The organism is Wolbachia endosymbiont (group A) of Urophora cardui, assembly GCF_964028435.1.
Taxonomy (GTDB): Bacteria; Pseudomonadota; Alphaproteobacteria; order Rickettsiales; family Anaplasmataceae; genus Wolbachia.
Genome location: NZ_OZ034774.1, coordinates 950181 through 961144 on the forward strand (window position 1 = coordinate 950181; position 10964 = coordinate 961144).

Annotated in this window: 2 protein-coding genes; one reads left to right on the plus strand and one right to left on the minus strand. The window is 33.9% G+C overall.

What is annotated here, in order from left to right; genetic code table 11:
• Positions 1 to 56 precede the first annotated feature (56 nt).
• Positions 57 to 9470: an ankyrin repeat domain-containing protein gene (locus ABWU38_RS04540; protein WP_353272555.1), complete on the plus strand. Its 9414-nt coding sequence runs from the start codon at positions 57 to 59 to the stop codon at positions 9468 to 9470.
• 345 nt (positions 9471 to 9815) lie between these two features.
• On the opposite strand, the gene ABWU38_RS04545 is transcribed toward ABWU38_RS04540, so the two are convergent.
• Positions 9816 to 10769 carry an Rpn family recombination-promoting nuclease/putative transposase gene (locus ABWU38_RS04545; protein WP_353272556.1) on the minus strand — a complete coding sequence of 318 codons (954 nt, stop codon included), beginning with the start codon at positions 10767 to 10769 and terminating at the stop codon, positions 9816 to 9818.
• Between the last annotated feature and the right edge of the window lie 195 nt (positions 10770 to 10964).

Consider the following 10964-nt stretch of genomic DNA (forward strand, 5'->3'; position numbering starts at 1 on the left):
ACAGCTTATATTAATTAGGCTTGATATAGTGAGTTTAATATAATGAAGGGGGTTTTATGTTCAAGATACAGTATCCAATAGATCATCTAAAAAAAGGAGGCATTAATTCAAAAATTACCGAATCATCGGGTAAAATACAATATATAGAGCAAGCTAAAGAATTTTCTCAACTTAAGCGTTATCGTAGATCTGATGTTGATTCCGAAAGTGGAAGTCAGGTTAAGAGAATCGATGTTCCAGGAGATGGTAGTTGCTTGTTTTGGTCTGTTACTATGGCTTACTTAATACCTGTCAGAAACGACGATGATTTATTTCGACAAAGGTATGAAGTACTATTTGGAAATGAAGGAGCTGTAATTCAAAATTTAGATCTTATTAGGAATTTGGTAAGGAATTTAAGTACTGCCAATTATGATGATACATTTGCAAACTTAGTAAGAAATGTGTTTCGCAACCGAGTAGTTGATTATATACGTGATCATGAAAATGAGTTCAGAGATTTTGTTGAAGGTAATTTTGATAATTACTTAGAGAACATGCGGAAACCTAATGCTTGGGGAGGTGAACCTGAAATAAAAGCAATGAGTGAAATGCTCAGAGCAAGGATTAGTGTTTCTGGTGCAACTGAAAGTCGATATGAAAATGGAAATACTCAAATACAGTTATTTCATGTTGGCGCACCAGGTAAACGAAATCATTATAACTTTGGTCTTGAGAGAGGTAATGTTGATAATGATGTAGAGCTTGCGAAAGGTTTAAAAAAAGTCATGGGTAAAGGAAGACCACAAGATTTTGAATTAATACAGTTATTAATAGAGGAAGCAGGTAAAGGAGTTGGTATAAGCCGGCAAGATGAGGACTTTAAATCTTTTGAACCGAGATTTCAGTCATTTGTGGATCAGGTTCCATCTTATTTACACTCTGTAGAAAAAGCAGGATTTTTTACGCACTTCTTCTTAGGGAGCTTTTCTACTTTGCTGGATACAGGGATTGCAGAAAAGTTAAATATTAAAAAGATTTATTTTAGTTTTGATACCTCGAAAACTTTAAAAGTAGCTATTGTCAAAAATGGTCAAATTGGAAATGCTGAAGACGCTATTAATAATATAGATTTATTTTCCATTTCAGAAGGTAAGCGTGGCCATCAGTTTACTGTTAATGAGTTGGAGAGCATATTAAGAAATAATATAGATAGGAGTAAGATTAGAGATCGGAACGTTGAGCAAAATATTAAGAATGAAATTCAAGATAGAATAAAATCCAGATTAGTACAGATCTACAAAGGAAAGGATGGAATTTTTGTTAATATGGAAGTTAAAGAGATACTTGATTCCCCTGCTGGTAAAGAATTTCATGAAGTAGAGAAAGGAATATGGAATAATCCCGAAGGTGATATAGCGAAGCTATCTGATTCTGATGCGCAAACAGTTAGCAGGTCTTTAAAAAAAGTTCTTGAAAAAATTAATAACGTTCATTCTGAATATGTAGAATCAGTAGTCTATGATAATAGTGCACGTGAAGCAGCACATCATGGATTTATGGTAGGCGTTTTCATGAATTTCCACTATAGGTATAATCTTAGAGTTTATCCAGAGCAATTTGCAGGAAGGGGTTATGCAGATATTATCCTGCTAGCTCGTGGTCCTGATCGTGCATTAAACTCTATTCCCATTATTATTGAATTAAAAGCAGGGGCAGGTCCTAATGCCACTCCAGATAAGGCTTTGCAACAAGCAGAGAGGTATGCACAAGGCTTCCAACCAAATGTTATGCGGGTTTTAACCACTGCGGACGAAATTTTATGTGTTGGTGTCAATCTTGATAGTTCATCTCCTATTTCTAATATCGGAGGGTCGAGCCGTGAGGGGAGAGTAATTCCTCTTTTTCAAGATATATTAAAGTCTGCTGATGATTGGGATACGCAAGAAATCTACACAAATGCGCTAAAAAAACGAATAAAAAATAATATGGAACGTATCTATCACACGTTTCCTGGTACACCGGAAAAGGGAGATAATCATTATTTTAGTAGGTTTTTACTAGGGCAATTGTTATTATTAAGTGAAGATTCAGGAACAAGTTTAAAAAAATACATTTTTATCTATGGAGGCAATATACCTACTGAAGTGCATCCTAATCTTCGTAGGCTTAGACGTCCAGCAGCTGAAAGAGCCAGAGAAAGACTATCGGCTAATCTTGATGCAAGCCATGCAGTTGTAACAATGGTGCTTATTCCAGAAAATACAGAGAAATTGGTTTATGTGATAAATATTATTGAAGCTAACAGAAAAGATGTTCTGAACATGCTAAATGAAGTGCTCCCTCTTGATAGATTAAATAGAGAAATAGGGAATAGGGAAATAGTTGAATTAAATCTTAATTTTGACACTAGATACAAGTCAGATTTTAAAAGATATCTTACTATTTGGGCTGAAAAATACAATTCTTTACAAGAGTACAACAACGGAGATAATAGATTTCAAGGTACTTTCAAAGAAGTTCCTTATCCTAATGAGTTAAAAGAAACATTCGATAGAGCATTAGATATTCAATCTTTATCAATAGGAGGATATAGTAGATTATTAGAAAAAATTGGAGAAGGAATATTCCCTTTTAAGAGCCTCGTTAATAAAGAAGCTCATTTCCAGGGAATATTGAATGGAGTATTTAGTTATTATAGCGACCTAAAATTACAAGAATCACCAGAAACTAGAGCATTAGTTTTAACTGAGTTTCAAACTGGTAGAGGGGAACGCATTGATATGCTAGTTCATGGTATTAAGTTTGTAGCTCAAGGTGGAAATGCTGAGGAGTACACTCCAATAGGATTAGAACTTAAGACATCAAGGCAGGGCAAAGGAGCTAAAGCTTTATTGAGGGAAGCAAATGATCAAATAAATGAAGAGTATAAAGAGGGCGTTACCTATAAAACACTCACAGATGGTGATGAGGTGAAATTTATCGGTGTTGTTTTCGATAAAGGATCTAATAATCCAAATAAACTTATTTTAACAAGTAGGACAGCTAAGGAAGGATTTATTCCTGTTGGTGTAGTTCATAGTTCAGTTCATATGTTACCTACTGTAGGGCAGTGTTCTAAAGGAGAAAAAAGAGAACCTTCATCACCAGAGTATCCACCAAGTAAAAAACCAAGAAGAGAAAGAAGTGTAAATATGGCCTGCAAGGATTCGTTTGATGAAGAAGAGATTACAGAAGAGGAAAAAGAACAACGTATCAAAGAGTTGTTTAATGCTGACAAGGTAGCAGAAAGAGTAAAGAATATTGAGTTTTATGATCAGCTTTTCAAGGTTTCTGAGCGAATATCTAGAGGTGAAACTATAGACCAAAATGTTGAAGAAGCATTTATCGCAAAAGTTAAAAATATAGATCTAAGTTCAATAGATCCAGAGATTAGGGATATTGTGAAGGAGATGAAGGACAACATAGAAAATAAAGAAGAAATGAAAAATATCCTGAGAAGGTCTGGAGTAGCAGAAAAAATAGGGAAAGTAGCAGAAGGTGCAGGTCTTGCCTTTACGGTATTTTTAGTTGGTAAACATATAGCAAATGGAGATGTAGAAGGGCTAGGTTATGATGCATTAAATCTCTGGGTAATGCCAAAGATTGGTGAAAAGATCTCTGGAAAAATATTAGAGTTAGGAACAAAGCTTGATTCTCAGATGTTAAAAGGATTTGCCCCAGTTATGGGACGTGCTATAGGTAACTTTGCAGCATTTTTAGGGCTAGCAGAGTCAATAAAAGCAAGGCAGAATGCAATAGATCCTGTAGATATAAAGATTGCTGACTTAAACATAGCAACTAACTCCATCTTTATATCTGCAGATGTACCTGCAGTTGTTACTGAAACAATGTCAGTAGCAGGTTTAGAAACCGGGGTAATAGGAGAATTTGCTGGTCCAGTTGGTGCTGGTATCTCAGTTGCTGCTATTATCATATCACAATTTGCAGAAGCAAAGCTTGAGGTAGAAAAACTAGAAGAGCACATAAATCTTACAGATCAGGAAAAGCATGACTTTTATTGGGATTTCTTTCTTGGTAAAAAGGTACCAGATTATATAGAAAATGATATAGAAGCAGAAAACATTTATAAACAGTATATATCAAATGTTATAAATAAATTTAGAGATAGGTATGATAGAATAGCTATGACATTACCTACAATACTGGAATCCAAGGGAGTATATAATGCTTGTCATCTTAGGCGAGTTGGAAACAAAATTGCTTCAGGCGGCTATTACAAGAATGAATGTAGAGATGGTTCCGAATCATATAGTATGACTTTAGATTCTAGTATCCAAACACACATTAAGTATCCTTTGCAACTTGATGGTACTGTCTCAAGGTTAGTTCCTATTATAGATGAGTATAATGTGGTTTGTGGGCCTATTAGTAATGATATATCGTTCAAAGTATATAATCGAACAACAAAAGGTGAAGAGTATAGTGCTAGTTACACCAGAACAGTAACAACAACAAAAACAAAATTTTTTTTCAAGAATTTCCCGTCTGCCTGTAGTAACATAATTATATATGAGAGAAAAAGTTCCCGTGGATATGGGCATATATATTATATTACATCTCAAAATACTTTTATAGATGTAACTTCTAACTATACCATCGATGTTATTTTTAATGGTAATAATATACTACTTAATAGTTATGGAATCGATAATCAAGGATCTAGTGCACAGAATAGGTATTATTTTACAAATCAGTTAAGTAATTGTGATGTTCATAAACAAGGAACAAATTTCTTCTACATAGCAAAAGATAATTTTGTATGTAATTTAGGTGGATCTTCTATTGGACAAAATAATATAGTTGTAACGCGAGGTAATTTTACAGATTCAGAGAATATATATTCTATTATTGGCAGTGATAAAGCTAATCATATAGAAGTTTCTCATGCGGATTATGTAGATGGTAAGGGTGGAAATGATGTAATAACAGCAAAAAACTTTACTACAATAAAGGGTTATTTTGGTGATTCCATTCATGGAAAAGGTTTAGTATTATTACCGATAAATTTTAATGATATAGGTAACATAACACACATTAACAATATAACAACCATCTATAATAAAAGTAGAGCTTTTATAAGTGTAGATAAACAAACATTGGTAAAAACAGCAGATGGTTTATTTGTAACACCAACAAAAGTAGATGATAAGACTGGCGTAGTAACAAACTTGCATGTGACAAAAAGCATAAGTGGTGATGTTGTGTTAGATGATGAGTTGGATAATTTACGGAAGATAGATAATTCAAACTTTAATATTACAAAGCAATTATCAAGTGCCAATTATCATAGCACTATAGGTAGTTCCAGTAATCATATTTTTTATCCTGATAAAGAACATCATAATTTTTACTGGGAAGCTCCAAGCAATATAAGTCATCTTTATCTTTTCGATAATAGAAACGCTAATATTACAATTGCTCAAGCAAATGGTATATTGGATTTTAGCCAATTAAATTGTACATTAGATGATATACCATTTATAGAAAATAATAAAGGAGAAATAAAGATTAATAAAAATGGCCTAAATGTAACCTTGCTACCAGATTATAAAGATGTCACAGTTACATTTGATGGGCAAGAATATTACAAACTTCAGAATGGAGAATTAGAGCGAGATTATTGCTCTCATAGCTTGAAAATAGATGGAAGATTTAGTGTTAATGGTACTGACCTTTTAAATCATCATAATTGTTTTGTATTTGACTCAGATAAAGTGCTTTTTTTGAAACTAAATAATGATTTGCTGTTGTTATCAGATAGAGGGGCATTATCAATATCGGATTACTATTCTTCTGTTCATAAAAACTGGGATTTATCTGTAGGACTGAACAATAGAATTATAGAACCAGAAGAATTTGGAGAAAGAGCTGATGAATTTAGTTCTTTCAGATATTACCAACCAGATGAGCAAGGGTTACAGATTTATCATAATCAACCTATTAACAAGAATGATATTGGTTTAGTTGATTTGAAAGATAAGTCTATATTAGATTGCGATATGAAAGTTATGAATGATACCTTATTGCTATCACATAAAAATAACACTCTTGTAAAAGTAGAGAACTGGAATACTTATCAACCAGCAAGAGAAATGATGTTTGCTTTCAATGATACAATGGTTTCTAACTCAAAATGTATAGCTTCTACTTGTAATTCAGAAGATGTTATAGTGGAGCTTAATAAAGAAAAAGCAGTTCTATCGACAGAGCAGCTGTTTAATGCTGTGAGACAAAATAATCTTAGTGAAGTTGATAATCTTCTTAGTATGGGTGCAGATGTTAATATTAGAGATAGACGTAATTGGACACCTTTGCACTGTGCTGCCGACAATGATAATAAGCTTGATATATCTAGGGCAATTTTAAATCGAAATGCTGATATTGAGGCTAGAACTAACGTTGGTGAAACACCTTTACATATAGCAAATGCTTATGGTCAATTGAAAATAATTGAGCTTCTTATAGATAAAGGGGCTAGCCTTGAAGCTAAAACTAATGATGGTTTAACGCCTTTGCATGTGGCTATTCAGCATAATAGTGCTACACCTGAAATAATTGAGTTTCTTCTTAATAAAGGTGTTAATATTGAAGCTAAAACGAAAGATGACTGGACACCTTTACATTATGCAGTTTTCAAAGACAGGCTTGATATAGTTAAAGTACTTTCAAGTCGAGGGGCTAACATTGAAGCTAAAAATAAAGATGGAAAAACACCCTTAGACTTAGCTATTCAAGGTAATTACACAGATATAGTAGGGTTTTTAAAACAAACACAATTAGACAAAAAATTATTGACTGCTATAGAAAATGGAGATCTTCCTGAAGTCAGGAAATTTGTTAGTCAGGGTGCTAGTGTTAATGCTATAGAAGTGGGCATTTTTGGTAGGAAACCTATACACATTGCTGCTGAAAAAAATTACAAAGATATCATAGAGTTCCTTCTCGGTAAGGGGGTAAGCGTTGATGATACCAGTAACTATGGTTGGACACCGCTACATTATACAGCGTCGAAAGGCTGTTTAGAAGTTGCAAAGTTTCTCGTTGACAAAGGGGCTAATATTAATCCTCAAAATGTTTATGGCAGAGAGCCTATACACATTGCTGCTGAGCACGATAATAAAAATATTATAGAACTTCTTCTTAATAAAGGAGTAAGTGTTAATGAGGTTGACAAAGACGGCTGGATGCCTCTGCACTGGGCTTCTTGGAATGGCCATCTTGATATAATAGAATACCTTGTAGGTAAGGGAGCCAATATCAATACTAAAGATAGGAATGGTAAAATGCCGCTAGATATTGCTAGAGATAAGGGACATGATAATGTTGTAGAATACTTACAACAAACACAATTAAGTCTAGATAAGCAATTGTTTACTGCAGTACAAGATGGTAGTCTTAATAAAGTTCAAGATCTTGTAAGTCGAGGTGCTAACTTAGATGCTATAGATATTCATGACGCTACGGATGACAATAATCATGGCTGGACGCCTATACTCTATGCTGCTAAAGGAAGTAAATGGGATATAGTAAAATTCCTTATAGTTCGTGGTGCTAAGTTTAATAATGAAATAACGTATCAAGGAACACCTTTGCATTTTGCGGTTCAAAAAAATGATTTGGGTATGGTTCAATTTCTTCTTAATAAAGGTGCTAAAGTTGAGTCTGAGGACAGCTATAATCGTAAACCTTTGCATCTTGCTGCTGAAGTAAGCGGATTAAATATAATGAAGCTTCTTCTGGGTAATGGCGCTAATGTTGATGCTATAGATATGTATCGTCAAACACCTTTGTATTTTGCTATTGATAAAGATAAATCAGACGTAGTGAAGCTTCTCCTTGACAGTGGTGCTAATGTTGATGTCGTAGATGTGAATGGCCAGACACCTTTATATTTAGCTAAACAAGAAAGGCATGCGGGTATAGTAAAAATTTTAGAACAAGCCAAATTGAATCAAGAATTGTTGACTGTTACGAAAATTGGGGATCTTAGTAAAGTGAAAGATTCTGTTAAGCAAGGAGCTGATATTAATGCTGAAGACAAAGATGGTAACACTCCTTTACACAATGCTGCATCGAAAGGTTACTTAAATGTAGTTAAATATCTTATTGAGAAAGGTGCTAATTTAGAGGCTAAAGATCATGATGGTAGAACCCCTATATATGATGCTTCCTGGAATGGTCATTTAGATATAGTAAAGTGTCTTATTGAAAAAGGTGTTAATGTTAATGCTACCGATAAAAATGGTTGGACACCATTACATTGGGCTGCATCAAAAGGCAATTTAGAGATTGCAAAATCTTTAATAGAAAAAGGTGCTGATATTAATGCTAAAAATATTTATGGTAAGAAACCTATACATCGTGCTGCTGAAAAAAATTATGAAACCGTTATAGAGCTTTTGCTCAGCAAGGGAGCAAATGTTAATGATACTGATAAAAGTGGTTGGACACCATTACATTGGGCTTCTCAGAATGGCCATTTGGATGTAGTAAAGTATCTTGTAAACAGAGGAGCAGAAGTTAATGCTAAAGCTAATGATGGCAAAACGCCGCTAGATATTGCTATTGAGCAAAAACATAATAATGTTGTAGAATATTTGGAAAAAGTTAAGGAAGAAAGAGGAGAACCTTTACAACGCAAACGCCGTCATCATCATGGAGATCATAGTCGTCATCACTTATCACGTAAACCTCTTGCTATAGATTCAAGTAATCAACCTGAGATAGCAGCAAGTAGTGGCACAAGACCATCTTCATGGATAAATGATTTATTTGGTTGGGTAAAGAGCTCTATAGGTGGGTTATTAGGTTCTAGAGCTGCTTTACCTGAGAAAACATTCACTCAAAGTTCAATCTCACAAATTAGTGCACCAATCGATGTAAATGGTACAATAATGTTACTTGACGTGCTCATTAGAAAAGCTACAGGTCAGAAGTACATTTCTACAGTAGATCAGTCTATATCTCCACTAGAAGCACAGGGCTATGCATTGAATATTACAAAGGGATTTGAGAAAGTAGTAGAGCAAGCTGGATTAAAAAGTGGTGTGTCAATGCATCGATTAAATATTGATTATATGGGAATGCAGAAAGAGATTACTAGAAAAGTCATGAGTGGTAAATTTAATGAAATTTCAGGGATTTTAAAATTGTATGTAGAGAAAGCATGTCCTGATGAAGAAGCTGGTAAATTAAGTCCGAAGAAATTTGACAAGTTTATAGCTCAATTTAATAAGGGTCTGCTAAATCAATCAATAGAGCAGATATTACACAACAGAGATGGTAGATTAGAAGTTGATGATGCAAAGCAAATGAGTTTAGAGCCTCAAAGTTATTTAAGTAATGCTTCAGTTCACAGCCATTCAAAAGTATCAACTTGTCTTTCTGAGATAGGAGTAACCAAGCTTAGAGGTAATCTCAATAGGTGAGTTATAATATAAGGGGTGGAGCTATAATATACCAAGTAGTGGAAAATTTAAAGTGAAGGTAGCCAAAATAATTAGAGATACCAGACCAAGTTTGATGGTTCTAATACTAACATGGATGAAGTAGATATTACAGATAATAATGCTAAGTGGTTAATGTGTTTTCCATATTGAACTTACAGCACGTAGCTTTGATATAGAAGTTTGGGTAACGTTATGATAGTAATTTATATAATTCTTTGTGCAATCTTTATAGCTGTTTTAGACAGTTCATTAGACTCTTAATTATGGGGTATGTTTAACTTAAGAAAGGTTTTCATAAATGTTGAAGTGAATAAGTTGTAGTATTTATGTTTTTTCCCTGAGTTGTAAAATTTCAGAATGAGAGAGACCGGTAATTTGAGCTATAATATCTATAGAAACACCGGCCTTGAGTGAGTTTTTTGCAACTTCAATTTTACCTTCAATTTTACCTTTTTCATGGCCGATTTCGATGCCTTCTTGTCTACCTTCTTGTCTACCTTCTTGTCTACCTTCTTGTCTACCTTCTTGTCTACCTTCTTGTTTAGCATCATCGAGTTTTTGAGCAAGAACAGCCTGTTCATCACGAATACGCTTGATCTCTTGTTCATAGGCAATAAATTCTTTTTCAGACCAGTTGAACCTATTTAGTTCTTCATAAGCTCTTTTAATTATTAGATCACTTCCTATTATTCTCTCTAGCTCTTCTTCACTAGTTTCGTCTGCATATCTGAAAAAGTATACCCATTTTTCAACTATACTTGAAAGCTGATCTTCTTTGGTTTTTGGAAATTTAGGCAACTCAATAAATATAAAGTAAAAATCTTTTAGATCATGTTCATTAGTATCTTCATCGCGAATAGTGTGCTTTGATTTATACTCAGACTTATCAGGAAATAAAATACAATCTGCTATAGCAATAAAGATAATTTCCTTAAGGTCATGATATTGATCACCCTTACTAGCTTGTCTTGAGTAAGCTTTAGCTGCGTAATATTGGGCACGTTTTTCAAAGCCTTTGGTTTTAGCGACCTGCATTTCGACTATGACTTGCAGCCCATTTTCATCTCTACAAAGAACATCGACAATGCTTTGTTTTTTAGAGGCAATATCAGGGTCTTGAATAGTACTTAAAAACTCTATATCCTTTATTGCACTTTTGCCGGTGAAGCCAAGAATATCATTAAGAAAGTGAATAAGGATATCTTTATTTTTTTCAGTGCCAAAGATGCGCTTGAACGATATATCATTCTTTGGATCGAGAAACTTCGAAAGAGCCATGACGGATTAACCTAAAAAGCATTAATAATTATACACAATTGTGAAGAAATATTCAACGTTTTTGTGCTAAAGTCTATTAAAGTTAGCTAAATTTCAAGAGTTGGCAAAAAACTACCTTCATAGATGACCATAGAATGCTACTGCGCACCTTAGCTGTTTATTTTATCATCTTTTACAACTCCCTCCATAAACCCC